This is a genomic window from Paenibacillus sp. MAEPY2, assembly GCF_000499205.1.
Lineage (GTDB): Bacteria > Bacillota > Bacilli > Paenibacillales > Paenibacillaceae > Paenibacillus > Paenibacillus vandeheii.
On the sequence record NZ_AWUK01000028.1, the window covers coordinates 70,615 to 92,667 of the forward strand.

Here is a 22,053-nt window from a genome sequence, read left to right on the forward strand (position 1 = left end):
CTTGATGAGGTGAATGTGATGAGAATGGTTTTTCGCTGGTTTGGTGAAGGCAATGATACCGTAACGCTTGATCATATTCGGCAGATTCCCGGTGTCGAAGGCATTGTATGGGCACTGCACGATGTTCCGGCAGGTGAGGAATGGCCTTTGGACAAAATTCTGGCCGTCAAAGCCGCAGCGGACAAGGCCGGGTTACATCTGGATGTCGTTGAGAGTGTTAACATTCATGAAGACATCAAACTCGGTCTGCCTACACGTGATGAATATATTGAGAATTACAAAAAAACGATGGAAAAACTCGCCCAGGTAGGCGTTAAAGTCATCTGTTACAACTTCATGCCGATCTTCGATTGGCTGCGTACCGATATGCATAAGGAGATGGACGACGGCTCTACTGCCCTCTTCTACGAGCACAAGAAACTCGCCGATATTGAGCCTCTTGAACTGGTACGCCGGATTACCGAGAACTCAGCTTTAACCATGCCTGGCTGGGAACCGGAACGATTGCAGTATTTAACAAGTCTGTTCGAAGCATATAAGGATGTAACAGAGGATCATATGTGGGAACACGCCCGTTATTTCCTGCAGGAGATCATTCCAACAGCTGAACGACTAGGTATTCAAATGGCTATTCATCCGGATGATCCGCCATGGCCGATCTTTGGTCTGCCCAAGATTATTACGAGCCAAGACAATATTCGCCGATATCTGAACCTGTATGATAGCCCTTATAACAGTGTAACCCTGTGCAGCGGCTCGCTTGGAGCCAATCCGAATAATGATATTATCGGCATGATTCACGAATTCAAGGATCGTATCCCTTTTGCCCATATCCGTAATGTCAAAATCTACGATAACGGCGACTTTATCGAGACCTCTCATCGCAGTCAGGACGGAAATGTCGATATTGCAGGTGTTGTGGAGGCCTATCACGATACTGGATTCGAAGGTTATGCACGACCGGACCACGGACGTCATCTCTGGGGAGAACAATGCAGACCGGGATATGGACTCTATGATCGGGCTCTGGGAATTATGTATCTGTGGGGCGTCTGGGATTCCCTGCAAAGGAGGTCAAAAGCATGAATGACTTTGTCAAAGAAAAATCAACCCGACTGGAAGGCAGAACAGCCGTAATTACTGGCGGAGCAGGTGTTTTGTGCCGTTCTATGGCTGAAGAGCTCGCACGGCATGGCGCAAGTGTAGCTATTCTGAACCGGACTGTATCCAAAGGGGAAGAAGTCGTTGCGGCAATCGAGGCTCAAGGCGGAAAGGCGATTGCTGTAGCTTGTGATGTAACCCAGGCCGATAGCGTTATAGCGGCAGCAGCCATTGTTCTGGAGAAGCTGGGTCCTTGCGATATCCTTATTAACGGAGCAGGTGGCAACCATTCCAGCGCCAATACCACAAATGAAATTTTCAAACAGGAAGATTTGGAGCAGCCCGATATCACTACTTTTTTTGATGTAAGTGTAGAGGGATTCCGTCAGGTGATGGATCTGAATTTTGTTGGGTCGCTCATCCCTACCCAGATTTTCGCAAGACAAATGATTGAACGTAATGTTCCAGCTACCGTCATTAATATTTCGTCGATGAGTGCCCCTTCGCCTATGACCAAAGTTCCTGCGTACAGTGCAGCCAAAGCCGCGATTAACAATTTCACGCAATGGCTTGCCGTACATTTGGCAGAATCGGGAATCAGGGTAAACGCCATTGCACCAGGGTTCTTCCTGACGGAACAAAATCGTAATCTGCTGCTGAAGCCGGATGGCTCCCCGACCGAACGTTCAAGCAAAATCATTGCGCACACGCCCATGCGACGCTTCGGTAAACCGGAAGATCTGCTGGGCACGCTGATGTGGCTGGCTGATGAACGACAATCCGGTTTTGTTACAGGCACTGTTATTCCTGTGGATGGCGGCTTTATGGCCTACTCGGGTGTATGACCTCTATTCTATTTTACTTTTACATGAATTGACTGAATTGAAGATATGTATTGAATTAACCGAAGCCTGGAGCACGTATACAGGTTTCGGTTTTTTTGCGTTGAAGAATAAGATGATCCAGCCTAGGAAAAGCTTGTTATAGTCCACAAATATGCTGGTGGAGCAAGAGCTAAATATTGGCTCCAAGCATTAACGTTTTCAATTTGTAAGATGAAGCGAAGGAAGGTGATACATTCATGATGGAGGAAACATGGGTTGTTGCTGTGCGATCTATTATCGCCTTTTTGACCCTGATCATCTATACAAGGGTGCTGGGCAAACAGCAAATGGGCAACTTGACGTATTTTGATTACATTAACGGCATTACGATCGGTTCCCTTGCAGGTACATTTGCGACGGATCTATCTTCCAAAGCGTGGATTCATTTTGTAGCCTTGACCATTTTCACAATCATCACGATCGTCTTTCAGTATATTACGCTGAAAAATCGTACGATCTCCAAACTGATGGACTCCGACCCGACCCTGATCATCCAGAACGGTAAAATCCTTGAACAGAATTTGCATAAAATGCGTGTGAAATTCGACGAATTGACCATGATGCTGCGACAAAAGGATGTATTCGACATCACTACGCTGGATTATGCCATTCTTGAACCGGACGGCAGTCTCTCTGTGGTGTTGAAACCTGAAAACCAACCAATAACCGCGAAGGATATGCATATGCATCCTGCCAAGAGCAAGCTGATGACCGAGATTATCATTGATGGCGTCCTGATTAAGCAAAATCTGAAGGAACGAAACAAGGATACCAACTGGCTCAGTGAGCAGCTTAAGAAGCAAAAAGTAACAATACAGGATATTGCTTTTGCCGCCATATTGCCTAACGATAAATTGTATATTGATCTGTTCAAGGATAAGATCACTGATAAAATCGATATGGGCGATTATGAGGGGCCTTTCTAACCCTTACATGAAGGAGGAGGTTGAATGAAAACGCGTTTCTGGTTGCTGTATGTGCTTCCGATCTGCCTCTTGCTTGTGTTCACAGCGATTATGGTTAGCGGGACCTTTCTCAAGGAGCCCTTTGGCGCTGATGATCGCTTGCTTGAGTCTATACACAAACTGGAAAAGCAGGTCGAAGGCAAACAATGGACGGAAGCCAAATCTCAAGTTAATTATGCAATGAATGCCTGGGAAAAAATCGTCAATCGCATCCAGTTCAGTGTGGAGCGTGAGACGATCTACGATATTCTCGGTACCCTGGCAAGGATCAAAGGCGGTGTTGCCGCCGAAGATGATAAGGCGATTATGGAAGAAATTTATTACTTTTATGTGCTATGGGACAATCTTGGCGACTGACCCTGAGACAAACAAAAGGCACTCTCCTTTAATATAGATTAAAGGAAGTGCCTTCTCTGTGTTGTTAAACGTTACGCCCACGTAATCCACGGGATTTTGGCGTGCGGGCCGTGCTTTCCTTTCGGAAAAAGAGCGTAAGTGCTCCCTTCGCACACCACAGTGCAAACAGTGCAAATAACGTTCCCCAGAAAAGCGCTGGGAGGAATGTCTGCTGAGCCAGATTCGCTGCGTCCCCCGCCCGCGAAGGTTGTGTCCAGGACATCAGCCCAACGTACATGGCACTAACTACGGACTCTTCCAGTGTAAGAAAAGCCAGTAGCAAATAATAGAATTTCGCGATTCTGGCGCCAAAAATCATGATTACAATATTCAGGGCACTAAAGCCTGTAAGCCAGAGCATGCCGAATTCTCCCCTTACATAGAAGAGAAGCGACACCAGAGCTACACCTGTCATAATGCCAAGCCCCCACATATGCCGTCCTTTTCGGTATAGATAGAATAGCAACCAAGCAAAGAGGGATGCAGTAACATAGCCCGCCAAGGAAACCAATATGGATCTGCCTGGTGTCAGCATGGATGAGTACGTAACGCCGCTGTGATCAGCATATAGTTCAATGCGCAATACTTTGCCGGATAACACCAATGTCATCAGCGCATGGCCAAATTCGTGAATCATCGTATCCAGGTTACGGAACAATGAAGAAAACGGGATAAAGCGGGTCAGTATCGCTGAACCCATCAGAAACAGTATGGTTTTGAGCCATTTATTCAATCCGGTCCTACCTCCCTTGCCTCCAGTAAAACTGCCTATCATTATATTACGTGGCTACGCTTTGTTCGTTTCGATCCATGAAATGTACGGCGCAATATTGTATCCACCAGCAGAAACTCCGGTTATGTCCGATGAAAAAAGAAGACAGATCATAACGCCCCGTTCCTGTCTCCAGTGTAACCAGCAATCTGTTGCGCATCTGCGTCAGAGCATAAGTCACAAATCGATCGGCTGCCTCATTTTGTACAAGTGTAACATAGGCATAAAGAGAATGATCCACCGGTTCATCGAGTGGGCTTACACCAGCGCAAGAAAACTCGGTACGTACACCTGCTCTGTGAAGCAAAGTCAAGGCATCGACAAGCTCAGCATCCACTTCAACATCATTCCAAATCTCCGTTCTCTTCGCTGCCATCGTCTGCTTCTCGCGTTCCGTCCATTGCAATAACTCCTGTTTGCGTCTTCTCCATAGATGGGCAGGCTGCTGGCTTAACAGCACTTCTTGTTCTTCAGGTAAATCCATTACATTTCCTCCCGTTCCCCGCATAATCTCCGTCACCTTGAACAACGAAAAGAGCACATCCCTGTGCTCTCTGCGTGGCAAAAGGCAAAGGAATGGCTGTGCCATTCCTCAGCATGTTGTATTATTGTACCTTTTTCGATGACTGGCATCAAATGGATTATCTTTTTCGTGAATTCAGCTTGTTACTGAAGCATAAAGTGCTATTCATTCAGGGCCAGTTTCAGCGCCTCCAAATTCTGCCGCATTACACCGATGTAGTCCATTCCTGCCGCGATTTCCTCTTCCGACAACCCTTCGATCGGGTTCAATACGGCCGTTTTGGCTCCTACTTCATTGGCAATGGTCTCGGACACTTTGGATGAAACCAACGTTTCAAAGAAAATCGTCTTCACCTGATGCTCCTTGGCAAAATCAATAACGGCCGCCATTTGCGCTGCGGAAGGCTCTTGTTCTGGAGACAGCCCGGCAATCGGTACTTGCTGCAGACCATATTCCTGTGCAAGATAGGCAAATGCAGCATGCTGTGTGATGAAATCTTTACGTTTGCTGTCCGTTACAGCCGCTTTAAAATCCTGATCCAGTGCCTCCAGTTTGGTAACGTAGGTGTCGGCATTTTGCTTGAATTGATCAGCATGTTCCGGTGCAGCCTTTGCCAATCCAGCCTCGATATTACGTACTTCCTTCACGGCAAGTGCAGGTGACAGCCACACGTGGGGATCAAGTCCGCCGTGATCGTGGTCATGTGTATGTGCCTCTTCTGCCTCGGCATCATGATCATGCTCCTCTGTCGTGGCGTCACCGGCATGATCATGGGTATCTGTTGTGTCGGCATGTTCGTGTTCGTGCTCATCTTCTTCTGAGCCTTCCAGCAGATCAATTCCATGGCTCGCTTCCACTTGAATGAGTTTGGCATTGCTGAGACTGTCTGTAACTTGATCGATCCAGGATTCCATACCCGCCCCATTATAGACAAGTACATCCGCTTTCTCGATACTTGCAATATCCTGTGGTGTCGGCTCCCAGTCATGCGGCTCGGTACCTGCAGGAACGAGTGTATGAACATTAGCCAGATCGCCTGCCACATTTTTGGTGAATTCGTACATCGGATAAAAGCTGACTTCAACATTTAGTTTGGCCTCTTCGGTCTCTGCCGAAGCTGGCGTATTAGCCGAATTGGTACTGGAATCGGAAGCAGACTGTTTTTGTCCACAACCGGAGACGATGAGTGTAAGGCTGAATAACAGTGCTAGTGCTGATCTTTTATTAAATTTCATGTCGTGTATTCTCCCTTGAATGTATGAATAGCGTTGCGCGTTGTTGTTTTCTCGCTTTGCGATGGCGTTTACGGTTATATCTTGCAATCAGCTTTTGAGCTGATATTCCAATCAATAGAAAGACCAGCAGGATGAGAGCAATGGTTCCTCCCGGTGGTGTGTTTAAATGGTAAGAGGTGGTCAGTCCACTAAAAATACCGATTAATCCGGTAACGACGGCGATAACAATCGCTGCTGCAAAACTGCGTGACAATCTCAGTGCGAGGGCAGCAGGAAGCACGATTAATGCAGACACGAGCAACACGCCGACAATCGGCATGGCTGAAGCAACGGTCATTCCTGTCAGAACGGCAAATGCAAATGATAAACCTTTAACCTGAATACCTCCGATGGAAGCTGTCTCTTCATCAAAAGTGAAATTGTACAATGGTCTTCTGAGCACGATGAAAAAAATCAGACCGATAACACACACAGCTGCCATAATCCACAACTGCATATCACTAACTGCAACGATGGAACCGAACAGATAAGAGCTAAATGTCTTGGACAGACTCGTTTTCAGACTCATGAGTACCACAGCAAGGGCAAGCCCGGATGTCATAATGATCGCTACAGGGACCTCGCTATACGTCAGGTAATTTCTTCGGAGTTGTTCCACCAGCAATGCACCGATAATCGCAATCGCAAATCCACAGATTACCGGATCCAGGTTCATCACGGAACCCAGGGCAACTCCAGCCAATGAAACATGGGATAACGTATCCGCCATCAGCACCTGGCGTCGAAGCATCAGGTATACTCCCAGAATCGGAGCAATGACTCCAATCAGTCCGCCTGCCCAGAAGGCACGCTGCATGAATTCGTACTCAAACACTGCCATTCCTCACTTTCTTGCCGTTCCAGGGTAATGGTCCGGTCCAATCGGTCGCCCATTTCTTCCAGTCCGTGGGTTACCATAATAATGGTCAGCCCATGGACATCAGCATAATGGCGCATCAGATCATAGAACCCTTCACGGCTGCGTCGGTCCATCCCCGTAGTCGGCTCATCCAGCACGAGTACCTGGGGCTCGCCTGCCAAGGCTCTGGCAATGCAGATTCGCTGCTTTTGTCCACCCGACAGTTCACCAACTCGTGCGTTGCGGTATTCCCACATGCCAACTTCCCGCAAGCTGCGTTCCACAACGGCTTCCTGCTCGGAAGTGAATCTGCGGAACAAGCCGAGCTTACGGTAACATCCGGATCGCACCAGTTCGATCACCGTACTGGGAAATCCACTATTGAACGATGCGACCTGTTGGGGTACATACCCGATGTTCAGCTTGCTGCCACGTACGGACTGTGCATCCATATGTACCGTGCCGCTCCAGGGCTGTAACAGCCCCAGCAGCAATTTCAGGATAGTTGTTTTCGCAGAACCATTGGGTCCTGTAATGCCCACGAACTCCCCAACATGGATATCCAGCGACAGTTGGTCAATGACAGGCTCTTTGCCGTATCCGAATACCACATCCCGCATGGAAGATAAAATCATGGTTTTTCCTCTTTTCGTAAATATTACGATGTAAAAATGACAAAAAAATTTATCTCGTTTCCCGGTGAATCGTCATCTTCTTCAATCGTGGTGAATACTTCTTCAATTCGATCCGTTCCGGATGGTTACGCTTGTTCTTGGTTGTTGTATAGTTGCGATCTCCGCACTCGGTGCAGGCTAAAGTTACAATGACTCTCATGGATATGGCCTCCTTCAATTTATCTAATCGTAATGATTACTGTTTAATGATATTAGCCCATGCTTTTTCTTTTGTCAACTCCATGCTGGAAATGGATCTTTCAATTCTCGCCAATTCATCAGCATTTCTTCTTCTGTAAGAAGTGTCTCATCCAGCGTTCGTTCGATCTCCGCGCGGTCCATGTCTATCCCGATGAACACCAGTTTCGTTACCCGATCTCCCCACTGCTCATCCCAATCCGGAATAGGTGAAGTGTATCACCAAAATGCATTTGTCGCTCTTCTTCTCATCGCACCCACCCATAATCCGGCAGGCCCCAACTGCTTGGATGTTCCTGCGTGACTGAAAGACACCGCCATATGATTACGTGTTGCCAGCCACATTAAGCCTTTGGAACGTACGATACTTTCAGGCCATTTCGCAATCCAGCGCAGCAAACGTTCCGGATGAAACGGACGTTTCCGGTGGTACACAAACGAGTGAATGCCATATTCCTCTGTCTCGGGTGTGTGTTCTTCCTTCATCAATTCGCGGATCCAGCCCGCAGACTGGCTTGCTTTTTCAAAATCAAACCGTCCGGTATTCAATATCTCTCTGGGGTCAATCTGTCCATGGGTTGTACGAATAAGTCGGGCCTCCGGCTGCATCGCATGTAATGCTTTCTCTAGCTTGATCAGCTCGTCTTCCGATACCAGGTCACACTTGTTCAAAATCAGCACATCACAGAATTCAACCTGATCCGTCAGCAGATGAACGATTCCCCGTACATCGTCCTCTCCGGCTTCCTGCCCCCGATCCCTTAACGATTCTTTGGAATAGAAATCGCGCCAGAACTGGGCAGCGTCCACTACCGTTACCATCGTATCGAGCCGCGTAAATTTCGTTAAATCAATCCCAAGTTCTTCGTCAATGTACGTAAATGTCTGTGCAACGGGCACAGGCTCCCCAATGCCTGTAGATTCAATCAGTATGTAATCAAAAGAACCGTCCAGCGCAAGCCGCTCTACCTCTTTCAGCAAATCCTCACGCAGCGTGCAGCAGATGCAGCCGTTGGACATCTCCACCAGCTTCTCATCAATGCGTGACAAACCACCGCCATCCCGGATCAAGCCAGCGTCAATATTAACTTCACTGAGGTCATTTACAATTACAGCAACTCGCATGCCCTCCCGATTATGGAGTACATGATTAAGCAATGTTGTTTTGCCTGCACCCAGATATCCACTTAATACGGTCACCGGAACTCGGGGTTGTACCTGTTGTTCTGTCATTTCAATGACTCCCTTCTATTTATCCTCTCAAAACTAATGACGGAATGCTATGTAGCTTCCACTCGACAATAGGCTGAATGTAACAATTAATTAATCGTAATTATTACGATTAAAAACTCAAACTATACCTGAACCTTGTTTCTTTTGTCAACATGTTGGCATCCTCAGACGTCTAAATCGTAAAAATGTTGATTAATTAAAGTGAACTAGTATGATGCGGACGGTACAAGCATATATTTTACCAAAGTCCCGGTTCTGGAGGTCTATCCCATGAAATTGGCAGCTAATCTAAAGCTCCTATCATTCCTTATCCCCTGTGCATTTCTTGTTCCCGTATTGATTACGATGGCTCCCGATCTGCAAGAGGCATGGAACAGTGAAGCCTTGCAAAATATGAAAACCATATTCATAAGTATTTTTCTCGAAGCGGCTCCATTTCTGCTCATCGGGGTGCTGTTATCTTCATTTATGCAATGGTTTGTATCTGAAGAAATGGTGAGAAGACTAACTCCCAAAAACCCCATTGGTGGTGTTCTGGTAGCGGGTCTGCTGGGTATTATCTTTCCCATCTGTGAATGCGGCATGATTCCGGTTGTCCGCCGATTAATGAACAAAGGCATGCCCGCCTACATCGCGGTCACGTTTATTCTAAGTGGTCCAGTCGTAAATCCAATTGTATTTACCGCAACCTTGCTTGCATTTCCGTCCCATCCGGAAATTGTGATTGCCCGTATGGGTCTGGCCTTTGCTGTAGCAGCTTCCATCGGTGGTCTGGTGTATATGTTCGTCCACCAGAATCCTTTGCGTAAACCGAAGGCAACAGTGGCGGAGGTCAAGACACATCCCGGATTTAAAATGGCAAAGCCTCATTCACATTCAGCCGATCATGATCATGTTCATGACAAAAACTGGCGCAACTTTTTCATCCATGCCGGTGACGAATTCGTCGATATGAGCAAATATTTGGTGATTGGTGCTCTCATTACTGCCTGCATCCAGACTTTTATCAGCCGCAGTGATCTCATCTCTTTGGGTAACGGGCCTGTCGCCTCCTATGCATTCATGATGGGCTTTGCGTATGTATTGTCTCTTTGCTCGACATCCGATGCTTTCGTAGCCTCTGCCTTCTCTCACACGTTTGCGTTAGGGCCGCTGTTATCCTTTCTCGTCCTCGGTCCAATGCTTGATTTCAAAAGTACACTTATGCTGCTCTCCACCTTCCGCACCCGGTTCGTTATTGGCTTGAGCCTGGCCATTATTGTATTGGTTTTCGCCGGGTCGTGGTTGATTAACCTTTTGGCATGAAATTTAAGAGTATGTATGTTTAATCCCGCTTATCGGGAAAGCAATTGCGAAGTCACGATCTGATCAAAAGAGGTGATTGATTACATGAACCATCCTGGTTATACGATGTCCAAAGCTCCTGTTTCAAAATCTCCCCCCATCCAATGGCATAACCTAATTCGTGCGCTGTGGATCGGCGGGTTGGCTGTATACATCATTCATTTGAATTCAAGCGATTCTCTTCATTATTATCTGGCACCAACGATGCAACGATTGCTTCTCTGCTGCCCTATTCCCTTTTTGTTTATTGCTGCTATCATGGCCTGGCACGGACTGTTTGGCAATAGTCAGCTCCATTGTGATTGTGAGCACCCGCCTCCTTCGGGATGGATACGCAGCTCGCTGATTTATGGCTTGATTGCCATTCCCTTAATCTTAGGTTTTCTTTTGCCTGATCAGGCGTTAGGTAGTTCCATGGCCAGTCAAAAAGGTATGTCACTATCCTATGGAACTCCAGAGATTCGTCGAAAAGAGCCTTTGCCTGATGCAGCAGAACTGGACGTTAAGGATCTTTCAAAAAAAACAACGACTGTTGAATTACCAACGCCTGCCACGAAAGTACAATTCGTACCCCCGGATGAGTACAGTCGTGAATTTGCTGAACTGGCAGAGAAGTTATATGTGGAATCGGTCATCAAGGTATATCCCGAAATCTTCTCCGAGACATTGGGTTCCATTGATATGTTCCAACAGCAATTTGCAGGCAAGGCTATCTCCCTTACCGGGTTTGTATACCGGGATAAAAGTATGGATCATGAATCGCATTTTGCATTAGGACGATTTCTGGTCATGTGCTGCCCCGCAGACGCAGCACCCTTTGGTGTGATGATTCATGTCCCGAATGCAGACAGCTTCCCTACAGACAGTTGGGTACAAATTGATGGCACCATTGGATCGGCTCAAATGAACGGCGAGGACACCATTGAGATTCGTGCAACGAAGGTAATACCTGTCGATCAGCCCTCCACACCATATATTTATACCAATGCAGATTCCGTTATGGCATATGATAAGTTAAAGAAAAAATAAGAAAAACCCCGAAGCGATGGGTTACATCACTTCGGGGTTTTGAGTTTAATTTGAACATAAGATTAAACCTTGTTTGCCTGATCTATTATTCCGTTACGATATCATGTACCAGCACAGGTGCATCGGCATGATCCGAAATTGTAATGTTTTCTTTGATCTTCGCGATCACGTCTGCCACGTCTTCACGATTGGCATGGATGGTTACGAGGGATTCGCCAGCTTTAACCTGGTCACCCACTTTTTTGTTGAGCATCAAGCCCACAGCGAGGTCGATCTCGGATTCCTTCGTTGCACGGCCTGCGCCGAGCAGCATTGCTGCAGTACCGATTTCGTCAGCGACGATACCAGCAACATATCCGTCTTTATCCGCTGGCACTTCAACCAGATATTTCGCTTGTGGCAAGCGATCCGGATGATCTACAACCGAAGCGTCTCCGCCTTGGTTTGCCAGGAAGTCCTTGAATTTCTCCAGTGCTTTACCGTTCTGGATCACTTCTCTCAATTTCTCCTCAGCATGCTCCAAGGAGTCTGCTTTGCCAGCAAGGAATACCATTTGACGTCCAAGTGCCAAACAAAGTTCTTCCAGATCCTTCGGTCCTTTACCTTGCAGCGTGAGAATGGCTTCTTTCACTTCAAGCGCGTTACCGATAGCCAGACCCAGTGGTTGGGACATATCGGAAATGACAGCCATCGTTTTGCGGCCTACATTGTTACCAATGCTTACCATGGCATGTGCCAGTTCTTTTGCATCTTCCGTAGTTTTCATGAATGCACCAGCACCTGTTTTGACATCCAGTACGATGGCATCGGCACCTGCTGCAATTTTCTTACTCATGATGGAGCTGGCGATCAGTGGGATGGAGTTCACGGTAGCTGTAACGTCACGCAATGCATATAGCTTTTTGTCTGCCGGTGTGAGGTTGCCACTTTGACCGATAACCGCCACTTTATGTTCGTTAACGAGTCGGATGAACTCTTCTTTCTCCAGCTCTACATGGAAGCCTGCAACGGATTCCAGTTTGTCTGTTGTACCACCAGTGTGACCCAATCCACGTCCGGACATTTTGGCAACAGGAACATCGAGAGCTGCAACGAGTGGTGCCAGTACCAGCGTTGTGGTATCGCCTACGCCTCCCGTGGAGTGCTTGTCTACCTTGATGCCTTCAATTGCGGACAGATCAATCGTCTCGCCCGAGTTTACCATGGACATGGTCAAATCTGCGCGTTCCTTGTCTGTCATATCCTTGAAGAATATTGCCATCGCCCAAGCGCTGACTTGGTAATCCGGGATTTCACCTTGTGTATATCCTTGAACAACAAAATCAATCTCAGCTGTTGTCAGTTCTTTTCCGTCGCGCTTCTTAGCAATAATGTCTACCATTCTCATGATGATCTCTCCTTCGTTGTGGGTGTTTTACACGGGTCACTCCGATGGCAGAACAACCTTCCAACCGCTGTTATCCCCAGATTTTTCTGATTCCCTTTTATAAAGGGAAAATCCGGTGATAAAGGCGGACGCTTCGCTTCTTCAGGTTTTTTCTGCCCTCTTCGTTATCGTGTAAATTTTATGGTTTTTGTAATTTGGAAACTTGAAGACAAAGGCAAACGCTTCGCTTCTTCAGAATCGATTCCGTTTCCTTCACTACGTGCTCAAAACAAAAGTTTCGATCAAAATCAATTGTATTGTTAAATTAAGTGATTTTTACAGCGTTATTGCTGTTTCCAGTGCTACAACCATCATGTCGTTGAACGTTTTTTGGCGTTCTTCGGCTGTAGTTTCTTCACCTGTCAGCAAGTGATCACTTACAGTAAGGATGGTCAGTGCATTTACGCCAAATTTGGCAGCGAGTGTGTACAGTGCTGTTGTTTCCATCTCAACGCCCAGTACACCGTGCTGCATCAATTTCTCAGTCACAGAACGATCGTCACGATAGAAGGAATCGGAGCTGAATACGTTACCGACATGGATTTTCATACCTTTGGCTGTTGCACGGTCATAGGCTTCTTTCAGCAGGGAGAACGTCGCGATTGGGGAGAAATCATATCCACCAAATACAAGCTTGTTCATGCTGGAATCGGTACATGAAGCTTGAGCAAGGATAACATCCCGAACACGTACATGCTCTTGCATGCCTCCGCAAGTTCCGACACGAATCAGGTTTTTTACGCCATATTCGCTGATCAATTCGTTGGCATAGATGCTGAACGATGGAATCCCCATGCCCGAGCCTTGCACGGAGATACGGTGTCCTTGATATGTACCCGTGAACCCAAGCATTCCGCGAACCTCGTTGTAACAAACAACATCTTCAAGGTACGTATCCGCAATAAATTTTGCACGCAACGGGTCCCCTGGCAAAAGGATTGTTTCTGCGATATCTCCGGGTTTAGCTCCAATATGTGTACTCATGATTAAATCTCCTCCAGTTATCCATCAATTTGAATGAAGGCCAGGGACCGGAGCAGCCAAAGCTGCCCCAATGGTTGTCCTGTCCAATTGTATGTTCTAAGAAAATAAAAGCTTTCCCCAAGTTCAGTTAAAGATAAGAATTCGGACTACTTCAAATCCTTCAGGAAGCTTGTACCGTATTCCGGCAGTTTCACGCCGAAGTTCTCAGCTACTGTTGCACCAACGTCTGCAAACGTGCTGCGCAGTTCAAGCTTTTTACCCTCGCTGAAGCGCGGAGAGTACACAAGCAGCGGAACATACTCACGGGTATGGTCCGTGCCACGGTAGGTTGGGTCATTACCATGGTCAGCTGTGATGAGCAGCAGATCATCGTCCGTCATTTTGCTAAAAATCTCAGGCAGACGAGCATCATACTCTTCCAGTGCTTGAGCGTAGCCTTGTGGATCACGACGGTGTCCGAACAAGGCATCGAAGTCAACCAAGTTCAGGAAGCTGAGTCCAGTGAACGCTTCATCCATTGTTTCGGACAGTTTGTCCATGCCATCCATGTTGGAAACAGTACGTACAGATTTCGTTACGCCTTCTCCATCGTAGATATCTGCGATCTTACCCAAAGCGATTACATCAAATCCACCATCTTTGAGTTCATTCATCACGGTACGGCCAAACGGTTTAAGTGCGTAATCATGACGGTTAGCTGTACGCTTGAAGTTACCCACTTCGCCTACAAACGGACGGGCAATAATGCGGCCCAGCATGTACGGATCGTCAAGAGTAATCTCGCGACAGAATTCACAGATTTCATACAATTCTTTCAGTGGAACAACATCCTCATGGGCTGCAATTTGCAGAACCGAATCTGCGGATGTATATATAATCAGGGCACCTGTTTTCACATGCTCTTCGCCCAATTCATCGATGATTTCCGTGCCGCTGGCCGGTTTGTTCCCGATCACCTTGCGGCCTGTTTTTTCCTCAATGCGCTGAATCAATTCATCCGGGAATCCGTCTGCGAATACACGGAAAGGAGTATCAATGTACAGGCCCATCAGTTCCCAGTGACCCGTCATGGTATCTTTACCTCTGGATGCTTCCTGCATCTTGGTATAAAAGGCTTTTGGTGCATCCGCTACAGGGACACCCTCAATTTCCTTGATATTGGACAGTCCAAGACTGGCCATATGAGGCATTTTCAGCCCTCCGCGTTCACGTGCAATGTGACCAAAGGTGTCGACATCGAAATCATCGAATTCTGCCGCATCCGGCGCTTCACCGATTCCCACTGAATCCATAACGATCAGATGTACTCTTTTGAATGTTGACATAATTTAAGCACTCCTTCCAATAATCCGGCTTTACAAGAACAGTCCGGCGATGATCGCAGACAGCACGCTGACAAGCGATGCACCGTAAAGCAGTTTCAGACCGAAGCGGGCCACCACGTTACCTTGTTTCTCATGAAGTCCCTTCACCGCACCGGCAATAATACCGATCGAAGAGAAGTTGGCGAACGATACGAGGAAGACGGATACGATCCCTGTTGTTCTGGCAGACAATGTAGTCTGTTTGGTCAGATCAAGCATGGCAACGAATTCGTTGGATACCATTTTGGTAGCCATAATACTTCCCGCTTGAATCGCTTCTTTCCAAGGAACACCCATAATGAAGGCAAATGGTGCAAACACGTAACCAAGCAGTTCCTGGAACGAAATACCGAGTACTGCACTAAAGATCCCGTTAACAAGTGCGATCAAAGCCACAAAACCGATCAACATCGCTGCTACAACGATCGCAACTTTGAAACCATCCAAAATGTACTCGCCCAGCATTTCGAAGAAGGATTGTTTCTCCTCTTCCTGTACTTCCAATATATCTTCTTCCTCGGTAACCTCATATGGATTCACGATGGAAGCGATGATAAAGCCGCCAAATAGGTTCAGCACAAGTGCCGTAACCACATATTTCGGATCAATCATGGACATATAGGCACCGACAATCGACATCGATACTGTGGACATCGCCGAAGCACACAAGGTGTACAGCCGATGTTTTGGCAGCAACCCAATTTGTTTCTTCACAGAAATGAACACTTCAGATTGCCCCAATACAGCCGAAGCAACCGCGTTATATGATTCCAGTTTGCCCATTCCGTTGACTTTGCTTAATACCAGACCAATATATTTTATAACAAAAGGCAAGATTCGGATATACTGCAATATACCAATGAGTGCTGAGATGACAACGATCGGCATCAATACACTGAGGAAGAATGGCGCGCCCCCACTGTCTGCACCAACGGTAGTCAAGCCACCGAATACAAACGAAATACCGTCATTAGCATAGCCAAGCAAACTTTCAAATACGTTCGCGAAACCGCTAATCAAAAAGGTACCTACTCCTGTGTTTAACAATGCGTATCCCAATATAACTTGCAGAACAATCATGATAATTAGTGGACGATATCGGATCTTCTTCTTACCGTTGCTGACCAGATAAGCTAGTCCAAATACAACAAGTATACCAAGAAGGGCAATTAGGAATTTCATTCTATCTCTCCTTTGAAGGTAGTTAAGCCGGATGTTCATTCAGCTCAAAGGTTTCCCATAAATGTGAAGATTTAACCTTTCAGAAAACGATTGAAGCGCTTACAATAAATTCGGTCTTTTGTTATCCTGTTCTAATCAAAAAATGGAAAAGGAAAATCCGGATCAGATTTAAAACTTGTTCTCCACATCCGTCCAAAGCGAGATATGAAGAACAAGTTACCTTTTAAATCATCCAAGCATTCCATCTGCTGGAATTTATCGTGCTAAGTTACTCACGAATTAATAATTAGATGTAGATTGTTCGCCTTGCATGATTTTCACACCGGAACTTGCGCCAATGCGAGTTGCTCCTGCATCGATCATTTTTTGCATATCTTCCAGACTGCGCACGCCGCCGGAAGCTTTAACGCCCACATCCGGACCAACGGTACGACGCATCAAAGCGATATCTTCTGGCGTTGCTCCGCCCGTAGAAAAACCTGTGGACGTTTTGACAAAGTCAGCTCCAGCTTTTACTGCTGCTTGACATGCACGTACTTTCTCTTCATCCGTCAACAGGCAAGTTTCAATAATGACTTTCACCAAAGCTTTACCCGCTGCTGCTTCAACAACTGCACGGATATCCTGTTTCACAACATCATCTTTGCCGTCTTTCATCGCACTAATGTTGATGACCATATCCACCTCAGTAGCACCTTTGGAGATAGCGTCTTTGGTTTCGAACACTTTGGTTTCGGAAGTGGAAGCTCCCAGAGGGAAACCAATAACGGTACAAATATCTACGCCAGTACCTTGAAGTTGTTCAGCAGCATAAGCTACCCAGCCCGGGTTAACACATACAGAAGCAAACTGATATTGTTTCGCTTCTTCGGTCAATTTGGCCATTTCATTTTGTGTTGCATCTGCACGAAGCAAGGTATGATCTATCATTTTGGCTAATTGTGATGTAGTCATTTGAATCTCCCCTTATCTGAACTAGTTATTTTCTATATCCCTACCCTAACATGAACATATGTAAAAATCAATATGAACTTTTGTTCATCGTTGAAATCTTAACACATTCCATGAAAACTTCATTAAACAAAAGACTTCCCTTACCGGGAAGAAATCGTACAGTATAGCTTTTGTCTAAGAAAGCAAAACATCCGCCCATGTCGCGTGGCAGATGTTGTCATCCATTGAATTATAATCGGAGCAGAGCCTGAGCTGTGTACTGGTCTGTTACCAAAATGTTGGCGTAATGACCTTTGAGCGCAGCATGAATGGCTTCTATTTTGCGCTTCCCCCCCGCCACGAGAATGGATTTCTCCTTATTTCGCAGCTCGGCCAGATCAATTCCGACGGTTCTGTTGTTAATTTCTTCACTGATCAACCGGCCCTCGGCATCAAAAAAACGTGAACAAATGTCACCCGCACCGGAATGCATCAGCAATTGCTGTTCTTCATCATTAAAATACCCCAGCCTGAACAAAAGTGCATCTTCCTTCACAGTACCTACCGTAAACATGGCAATATTCGCCTGTCGGCCAAGCTCCACAATTCTGCCAATATGTCGGTCTGCTTCCACCATTTTTTTGACTTCAATATTGTCGAAGATCACCGGCAAAGGCAAATATCGGGGAACTGTATGGAACGCTTCCGCAAATAAATGAACAATTTCTGCCGCATACGTATTCACATGGGAATGGCTTACGCCTCCCTTAAGTTGAACCACTTCCACGCCTTTAACTTGCTTGGGACGAAGCTGACGGGCTACGGCGTTCATCGTTGTCCCCCAGGTTACGCCAATAATATCCGCATCCTGCACCGTATCCTGTAAGTAATCTGCTGCTCTCTTGCTAATATGTTTCAAAATTTCTTCATCACTCTTCAACGGGGCAAAACAAACAAGCGCAGTATCCAGATTATACTTGGACTTAAGCTCCCCGGCGATAATGTCGATATCCTCCAGCGGGTCCATAATTTCAATGCGAACGTAACCGCGATCTTTCGCATACTGAAGTAACCGCGATACGGTTGGACGTGACACACCCAGCCTGACCGCAATATCCTGCTGGCTGTAATCCGACTGATAATACAATTTCGCTGCTTCAATGCTTAATCGTTGCTTCTCCAGATCCATTCCCATATGCGCTCATCTCACTCATTCCTGTTATCGTTCGGATTTCACCTACACCATTATATTATACATGATTGAGTACCAGGTCACTATCCAGGTATAAAACGTTACTAACGATGCATACTACATCGGTCGCTTGTTAATGTGAGCCCTTTGGGGCAAAAACACCATAGAGAGGAAGAACCGCATGTCTACATTATTGTATATTACTGCCCATCCTCATGACCATGAAACCTCCTTCAGCATGGCTGCAGGTAAAGCGTTTGTTGATGCATATCGTGAAAGCCACCCTTCGGATGAGGTCATTCATCTGGATCTGTATCGCTCAGATATTCCTCATATTGATGCTGATGTGTTCAGTGGATGGGGTAAACTTCAATCCGGCAGCGAATTGACTTCTGGAGAACAGGCCAAAGTTCAACGTTTGAATGAATTATCAGACCAATTCGCTTCTGCTGACAAATATGTTTTTGTGACACCGATGTGGAACTTCTCCTTTCCTCCAATTATGAAGGCGTATATTGACTCCATCTGCGTGGCTGGCAAAACGTTCCGCTATACGGAGCAGGGCCCGGTCGGATTGCTTTCCAACAAAAAGGCACTGCATATTCAGGCTCGTGGCGGCATTTATTCTGAAGGACCTGCGGCCCAAATGGAATCCGGCCATCGTTATTTGAGTATTATTATGTCTTTCTTGGGTGTTCCGAAGCTTGAGGGAATTTTTGTGGAAGGACATAACCAGTACAAGGAACGCGCTGAAGAAATCAAACAGCAAGCCATAGATGAGGCACGTACGCTCGCCAAACAGTTTTAACCCTTAAATTTTAAATAGAACAAGTACAGCAACAAACACAAAACCCGCATGCCAACCCATGGAATATTAATTCCATAGGGCGGCACGCGGGTTTTTATTTTTTTTATAATAAACGTTAGAGCTTTATTGATGTCCAGCGCTAGCACGGCTCATGGTTTCAAGTTTGCGAGTAATGGCATGTCGGTCCACTTTCAGTCCCCAAATGGCTTCAATAATCTGTTCTTTCTCTTCGGGACCCTCGGCATTTTTGAGATGCATTAACAGATCATGCATCTGTTCGTTAATACCTTCAAATTGACTCCAAAGATCCTGTCTAACCTCGGTTGAATCCAGATGATGATTAGCATCCACTTCTTCTTTCAATGCTTGCAGAATGGCCTCTTTCCACTCCTCATCACCCAGCTGTTTCGCTATGTTCAGGAGATCCAGATAATCGTCAACAAGAAGTGAGTTCAATTCAGCATGTGTTTTCATCGTTTATTGCATCCCCTTTACATCTATTTACCCAGTATTATACTCGGTATTTCGGGATATGCAATACTTGTCGAAAAAAATTGTGGTCCTTTGTGCTTAAACTGAATCTCCAAGTTTTACTGGAAGTAGGGGTTTCATTGATGAATAAGCATTTTCATCTCGCTCACTTCGCTATAATGATTTAGGACTTTAGTTGTTGCAATAGCTGCACGCGGTAGGCTTCACTTTCAAGAGACTGAATCTCTTTGTATTCTTCCGCAGTAAGCACTTTGGGCTCCCCTGTGGCCTTGGCGATCATATACACCTTGGCGCTTTCCTCCACTACCTGGGTACGGTAGTAGGCTTCGCGCAGGTTTTTACCTGTGGTCACTAACCCGTGGTTTACCAGAATAAGCGCTGTGTGCTCTTCAACCTTTGCAGCCACCGCATCGGCAAGAAGTTTGGTCGTTGGCAGAACATAGGGGACGAAGCCAATATCGCCTACAAGTGCTGACTGATCAGGGAACAAATGTGGCAATTCATCGAAAACGAGACTTAGCGCGATGGTGTATGCCGGATGTGTATGCACAATGGCCTGAATATCAGGATTTACACGATAACTGTAGAGGTGCATTAATACTTCGGAAGAAGGACGTGTCGATCCGGTACGTGTCTCACCAGTCGCAATATCAATTGCAATCCATTCATCGGGCTCCAGATCCTCTAGTGCATAACCACTCGGAGAAAGCAGCATCGTTCCTTCGGAACGGGCGCTTAGATTACCCCCAGGGCCAACCACCAATCCCTGAGCAACTGCTCTGCGGGCATATTTGGTCAATTCTTCCCTTACCTGTTGTTCAGACATGTTCTGCTCCACTCCTTTGACTTTTTCTATTTCAGCAGTTTGCAGAATCGATTTTATCGTTCTAGCGCAAAATGCTCTTCTAATTGAATCTGTTCGCCAAGGTTTGATTCAAGTTCTGATAGATTTCGTAAGCTTCCTGCCACCTTGCGCTATCTTCTGGCTCATAGGTTTCGGGAGAAAAGGAAGAAGCCATAATCTCCCGCACCTCGGACAAGCTGCTCATTTCACCGTGGGCCAGGAATTGCAGCATGCAATTGCCAGCCGAGGTTGCCTCTGCTGGGCCGGCTACCACCGGAACACCTGCTGCATTTGCCGTGCATTGGCACAATAAGCGATTATGCACGCCGCCACCGACCATATGAATTACCCGTGGCCGCGTACCTGTAATTAGCTCCAATTCATCCAGAGTCTGTCTGAACTCCAACGCCAAGCTTTCGAGAATACAACGCACAATGGCTCCGGTCGTTTCAGGTATGGTTTGCCCGCTGGAACTGCACTGTTGCCGGATTCGCTCGGGCATGTTACCCGGTGCCAAATACACTCCATCTCCAGGCGATACATAACATTGATGAGCGGTTGCCGATGCAGCAAGCTGAACGAGTTCCTCATGGCTAAAACATTGATTCTCTCGTTCCCACTGTCGTTTGCACTCCTGCAATAACCACAGGCCTGAGCGATTCTTCAAGGTTCGCACTTTGCCATTTACCGTGCCTTCATTGGTGAATCCCAGTTGGCGGCTGCGATTATCCAATACAGGGGTGTCACGTTCCACGCCCATGAGTGACCAGGTGCCACAACTAATAAAAGCAAATTCCGAATCTGTCGCTGGAATAGCTGCCAGCGCAGATGCTGTATCATGTGATCCTACAGATATCACTTGCATCGGTCCAGTTCGCAACTCCGCACACAAGTCATCCGTTAACTGCCCCAGCACCGTGCCAGGCTGTACGAGAGGTGGGAATAACGTCTCCGGGATACCAAGTCGGCCAATCAGCTGTTCATTCCACCGTGCCTCCCCGGCATGCAGCAGGCCGCTTGTACTCGCAATTGTATACTCACAGGCCTGCTGACCTGTTAGATAATAGTTAAACAAATCCGGCATTAACAACATGCGCACATCCTGCCGGAGATCTTCAGCGTGCTCGCGTACACTACCAATCAGCTGAAATACGGTATTGATCTGTTGTGGCAGGACGCCAGACATGGAATATAGCTCTTCTTCATTCACCATGCGCAGGACTTCTTCCATCCATTTTGCATTGCGTGATTCCCGGTAATGACGCGGGTTAAAGCACAATCTTCCCGCCCCGTCCACCAATCCATAGTCGACTCCCCACGTATCCACAGCAATGGAACGGACAGGATGAGAGGTTCCTTGCAAGCCCTTCACAATACCTTGTTTTAATTCGTGGAAAAGTCGCAGGAAATCCCAATACAACCCCTCCCCCAACTGCACGGGTTCGTTGCTGAATCGATGCATTTCCTGTAACGAGAGCTTGCTCCCGTCAAAAGTCCCCCGGACAACCCGACCGCTTCCGGCGCCATAATCGGCAGCAAGCACATGTGTTGTCTGAATCTCCATTTCTCCTGCCTC

At 46.7% G+C, this 22,053-nt stretch carries 22 protein-coding genes and 1 pseudogene; 7 read left to right on the forward strand and 16 right to left on the reverse strand.

Annotation, left to right across the window (positions count from 1 at the left end):
- Positions 1-18 precede the first annotated feature (18 nt).
- The 4 genes from uxuA to P364_RS0120620 all read left to right on the forward strand — a co-directional run bounded on the left by uxuA (position 19) and on the right by P364_RS0120620 (position 3,307).
- The gene (uxuA, locus tag P364_RS0120605) at positions 19-1,086 is read left to right on the forward strand and encodes a mannonate dehydratase (protein ID WP_024631966.1); all 1,068 of its coding nucleotides are present in this window, start codon (positions 19-21) and stop codon (positions 1,084-1,086) included.
- Positions 1,083-1,946, forward strand: coding sequence for an SDR family oxidoreductase (locus P364_RS0120610; protein ID WP_024631967.1), 864 nt, complete (start codon positions 1,083-1,085; stop codon positions 1,944-1,946). Before uxuA ends, P364_RS0120610 begins: the two co-directional genes overlap by 4 nt.
- A gap of 236 nt (positions 1,947-2,182) precedes the next feature.
- Positions 2,183-2,911, forward strand: coding sequence for a DUF421 domain-containing protein (locus P364_RS0120615; protein WP_052016694.1), 729 nt, complete (start codon positions 2,183-2,185; stop codon positions 2,909-2,911).
- Positions 2,912-2,935: 24 nt separating this feature from the next.
- Positions 2,936-3,307: a DUF4363 family protein gene (locus P364_RS0120620; RefSeq protein ID WP_024631969.1), complete on the forward strand. Its 372-nt coding sequence runs from the start codon at positions 2,936-2,938 to the stop codon at positions 3,305-3,307.
- A gap of 64 nt (positions 3,308-3,371) precedes the next feature.
- Here P364_RS0120620 and P364_RS0120625 read toward each other — a convergent pair whose 3' ends face one another.
- The 7 genes and pseudogenes from P364_RS0120625 to P364_RS35525 form a co-directional block, all read right to left on the reverse strand.
- On the reverse strand, positions 3,372-4,079 hold the full coding sequence (locus P364_RS0120625; protein WP_024631970.1) for a M50 family metallopeptidase: 708 nt from the start codon (positions 4,077-4,079) through the stop codon (positions 3,372-3,374).
- Between the two features lie 46 nt (positions 4,080-4,125).
- Positions 4,126-4,602, reverse strand: a complete 477-nt coding sequence (locus P364_RS0120630) for a hypothetical protein (protein ID WP_024631971.1) — start codon at positions 4,600-4,602, stop codon at positions 4,126-4,128.
- A 200-nt stretch (positions 4,603-4,802) separates the two neighbouring features.
- Entirely contained in the window at positions 4,803-5,876 is a 1,074-nt protein-coding gene (locus P364_RS0120635) for a metal ABC transporter substrate-binding protein (RefSeq protein WP_024631972.1), read from the reverse strand.
- On the reverse strand, positions 5,866-6,756 hold the full coding sequence (locus P364_RS0120640) for a metal ABC transporter permease (protein WP_024631973.1): 891 nt from the start codon (positions 6,754-6,756) through the stop codon (positions 5,866-5,868). The genes P364_RS0120635 and P364_RS0120640 overlap by 11 nt, the downstream gene beginning before the upstream one ends.
- A complete protein-coding gene (locus P364_RS0120645; protein ID WP_024631974.1) occupies positions 6,702-7,409 on the reverse strand; it encodes a metal ABC transporter ATP-binding protein in 708 nt (235 codons plus the stop codon). The genes P364_RS0120640 and P364_RS0120645 overlap by 55 nt, the downstream gene beginning before the upstream one ends.
- A gap of 49 nt (positions 7,410-7,458) precedes the next feature.
- On the reverse strand, positions 7,459-7,608 hold the full coding sequence (gene rpmG / locus P364_RS0120650; RefSeq protein ID WP_024631975.1) for a 50S ribosomal protein L33: 150 nt from the start codon (positions 7,606-7,608) through the stop codon (positions 7,459-7,461).
- A 74-nt stretch (positions 7,609-7,682) separates the two neighbouring features.
- Positions 7,683-8,879: pseudogene (locus P364_RS35525) on the reverse strand (GTP-binding protein).
- Positions 8,880-9,149: 270 nt separating this feature from the next.
- On the opposite strand from P364_RS35525, the gene P364_RS0120660 reads away from it, so the two are divergent.
- Together P364_RS0120660 and P364_RS0120665 are read left to right on the forward strand one after the other, a co-directional pair.
- On the forward strand, positions 9,150-10,184 hold the full coding sequence (locus P364_RS0120660; protein WP_024631976.1) for a permease: 1,035 nt from the start codon (positions 9,150-9,152) through the stop codon (positions 10,182-10,184).
- Positions 10,185-10,268: 84 nt separating this feature from the next.
- Complete coding sequence (locus P364_RS0120665; RefSeq protein WP_024631977.1) at positions 10,269-11,252, forward strand: TIGR03943 family putative permease subunit; 984 nt, start codon at positions 10,269-10,271, stop codon at positions 11,250-11,252.
- 85 nt (positions 11,253-11,337) lie between these two features.
- Here the strand turns inward: P364_RS0120665 and P364_RS0120670 are convergent, their stop codons facing one another.
- The 6 genes from P364_RS0120670 to P364_RS0120695 form a co-directional block, all read right to left on the reverse strand.
- Entirely contained in the window at positions 11,338-12,639 is a 1,302-nt protein-coding gene (locus P364_RS0120670; RefSeq protein ID WP_024631978.1) for a pyrimidine-nucleoside phosphorylase, read from the reverse strand.
- Positions 12,640-12,954: 315 nt separating this feature from the next.
- The gene (gene deoD / locus P364_RS0120675) at positions 12,955-13,662 is read right to left on the reverse strand and encodes a purine-nucleoside phosphorylase (RefSeq protein ID WP_024631979.1); all 708 of its coding nucleotides are present in this window, start codon (positions 13,660-13,662) and stop codon (positions 12,955-12,957) included.
- A 146-nt stretch (positions 13,663-13,808) separates the two neighbouring features.
- Positions 13,809-14,987 carry a phosphopentomutase gene (gene deoB / locus P364_RS0120680; RefSeq protein ID WP_024631980.1) on the reverse strand — a complete coding sequence of 393 codons (1,179 nt, stop codon included), beginning with the start codon at positions 14,985-14,987 and terminating at the stop codon, positions 13,809-13,811.
- A 30-nt stretch (positions 14,988-15,017) separates the two neighbouring features.
- Positions 15,018-16,208 (reverse strand): NupC/NupG family nucleoside CNT transporter, encoded by a 1,191-nt coding sequence (locus P364_RS0120685; RefSeq protein ID WP_024631981.1) that lies wholly within the window; start codon positions 16,206-16,208, stop codon positions 15,018-15,020.
- Between the two features lie 279 nt (positions 16,209-16,487).
- Entirely contained in the window at positions 16,488-17,162 is a 675-nt protein-coding gene (gene deoC / locus P364_RS0120690) for a deoxyribose-phosphate aldolase (protein ID WP_024631982.1), read from the reverse strand.
- 229 nt (positions 17,163-17,391) lie between these two features.
- A complete protein-coding gene (locus tag P364_RS0120695) occupies positions 17,392-18,330 on the reverse strand; it encodes a sugar-binding transcriptional regulator (RefSeq protein ID WP_024631983.1) in 939 nt (312 codons plus the stop codon).
- A gap of 184 nt (positions 18,331-18,514) precedes the next feature.
- Here P364_RS0120695 and P364_RS0120700 point away from each other — a divergent pair, with 184 nt between their 5' ends.
- Entirely contained in the window at positions 18,515-19,141 is a 627-nt protein-coding gene (locus P364_RS0120700) for an FMN-dependent NADH-azoreductase (protein ID WP_024631984.1), read from the forward strand.
- Positions 19,142-19,264: 123 nt separating this feature from the next.
- Here P364_RS0120700 and P364_RS0120705 read toward each other — a convergent pair whose 3' ends face one another.
- The 3 genes from P364_RS0120705 to P364_RS0120715 form a co-directional block, all read right to left on the reverse strand.
- The gene (locus P364_RS0120705) at positions 19,265-19,615 is read right to left on the reverse strand and encodes a hypothetical protein (protein WP_024631985.1); all 351 of its coding nucleotides are present in this window, start codon (positions 19,613-19,615) and stop codon (positions 19,265-19,267) included.
- Between the two features lie 181 nt (positions 19,616-19,796).
- Positions 19,797-20,459: a class II aldolase/adducin family protein gene (locus P364_RS0120710; protein ID WP_024631986.1), complete on the reverse strand. Its 663-nt coding sequence runs from the start codon at positions 20,457-20,459 to the stop codon at positions 19,797-19,799.
- A 79-nt stretch (positions 20,460-20,538) separates the two neighbouring features.
- Positions 20,539-22,041, reverse strand: a complete 1,503-nt coding sequence (locus P364_RS0120715) for a rhamnulokinase (protein ID WP_024631987.1) — start codon at positions 22,039-22,041, stop codon at positions 20,539-20,541.
- Positions 22,042-22,053: the final 12 nt, after the last annotated feature.

Excerpts from the sequence above, each read along its gene's own strand:
- P364_RS0120640 (WP_024631973.1), bottom strand. The coding sequence starts at position 6,756 with ATGGCAGTGTTTGAGTACGAATTCATGCAGCGTGCCTTCTGGGCAGGC.
- P364_RS0120670 (WP_024631978.1), bottom strand. The coding sequence starts at position 12,639 with ATGAGAATGGTAGACATTATTGCTAAGAAGCGCGACGGAAAAGAACTG.
- P364_RS0120695 (WP_024631983.1), bottom strand. The coding sequence starts at position 18,330 with ATGGATCTGGAGAAGCAACGATTAAGCATTGAAGCAGCGAAATTGTAT.
- deoC (WP_024631982.1), bottom strand. The coding sequence starts at position 17,162 with ATGACTACATCACAATTAGCCAAAATGATAGATCATACCTTGCTTCGT.
- P364_RS0120630 (WP_024631971.1), bottom strand. The coding sequence starts at position 4,602 with ATGGATTTACCTGAAGAACAAGAAGTGCTGTTAAGCCAGCAGCCTGCC.
- P364_RS0120685 (WP_024631981.1), bottom strand. The coding sequence starts at position 16,208 with ATGAAATTCCTAATTGCCCTTCTTGGTATACTTGTTGTATTTGGACTA.
- P364_RS0120635 (WP_024631972.1), bottom strand. The coding sequence starts at position 5,876 with ATGAAATTTAATAAAAGATCAGCACTAGCACTGTTATTCAGCCTTACA.
- rpmG (WP_024631975.1), bottom strand. The coding sequence starts at position 7,608 with ATGAGAGTCATTGTAACTTTAGCCTGCACCGAGTGCGGAGATCGCAAC.
- deoD (WP_024631979.1), bottom strand. The coding sequence starts at position 13,662 with ATGAGTACACATATTGGAGCTAAACCCGGAGATATCGCAGAAACAATC.
- P364_RS0120700 (WP_024631984.1), top strand. The coding sequence starts at position 18,515 with ATGTCTACATTATTGTATATTACTGCCCATCCTCATGACCATGAAACC.
- P364_RS0120705 (WP_024631985.1), bottom strand. The coding sequence starts at position 19,615 with ATGAAAACACATGCTGAATTGAACTCACTTCTTGTTGACGATTATCTG.
- P364_RS0120620 (WP_024631969.1), top strand. The coding sequence starts at position 2,936 with ATGAAAACGCGTTTCTGGTTGCTGTATGTGCTTCCGATCTGCCTCTTG.
- P364_RS0120665 (WP_024631977.1), top strand. The coding sequence starts at position 10,269 with ATGAACCATCCTGGTTATACGATGTCCAAAGCTCCTGTTTCAAAATCT.
- P364_RS0120610 (WP_024631967.1), top strand. The coding sequence starts at position 1,083 with ATGAATGACTTTGTCAAAGAAAAATCAACCCGACTGGAAGGCAGAACA.
- uxuA (WP_024631966.1), top strand. The coding sequence starts at position 19 with ATGAGAATGGTTTTTCGCTGGTTTGGTGAAGGCAATGATACCGTAACG.
- P364_RS0120615 (WP_052016694.1), top strand. The coding sequence starts at position 2,183 with ATGATGGAGGAAACATGGGTTGTTGCTGTGCGATCTATTATCGCCTTT.
- P364_RS0120645 (WP_024631974.1), bottom strand. The coding sequence starts at position 7,409 with ATGATTTTATCTTCCATGCGGGATGTGGTATTCGGATACGGCAAAGAG.
- deoB (WP_024631980.1), bottom strand. The coding sequence starts at position 14,987 with ATGTCAACATTCAAAAGAGTACATCTGATCGTTATGGATTCAGTGGGA.
- P364_RS0120660 (WP_024631976.1), top strand. The coding sequence starts at position 9,150 with ATGAAATTGGCAGCTAATCTAAAGCTCCTATCATTCCTTATCCCCTGT.
- P364_RS0120710 (WP_024631986.1), bottom strand. The coding sequence starts at position 20,459 with ATGTCTGAACAACAGGTAAGGGAAGAATTGACCAAATATGCCCGCAGA.
- P364_RS0120715 (WP_024631987.1), bottom strand. The coding sequence starts at position 22,041 with ATGGAGATTCAGACAACACATGTGCTTGCTGCCGATTATGGCGCCGGA.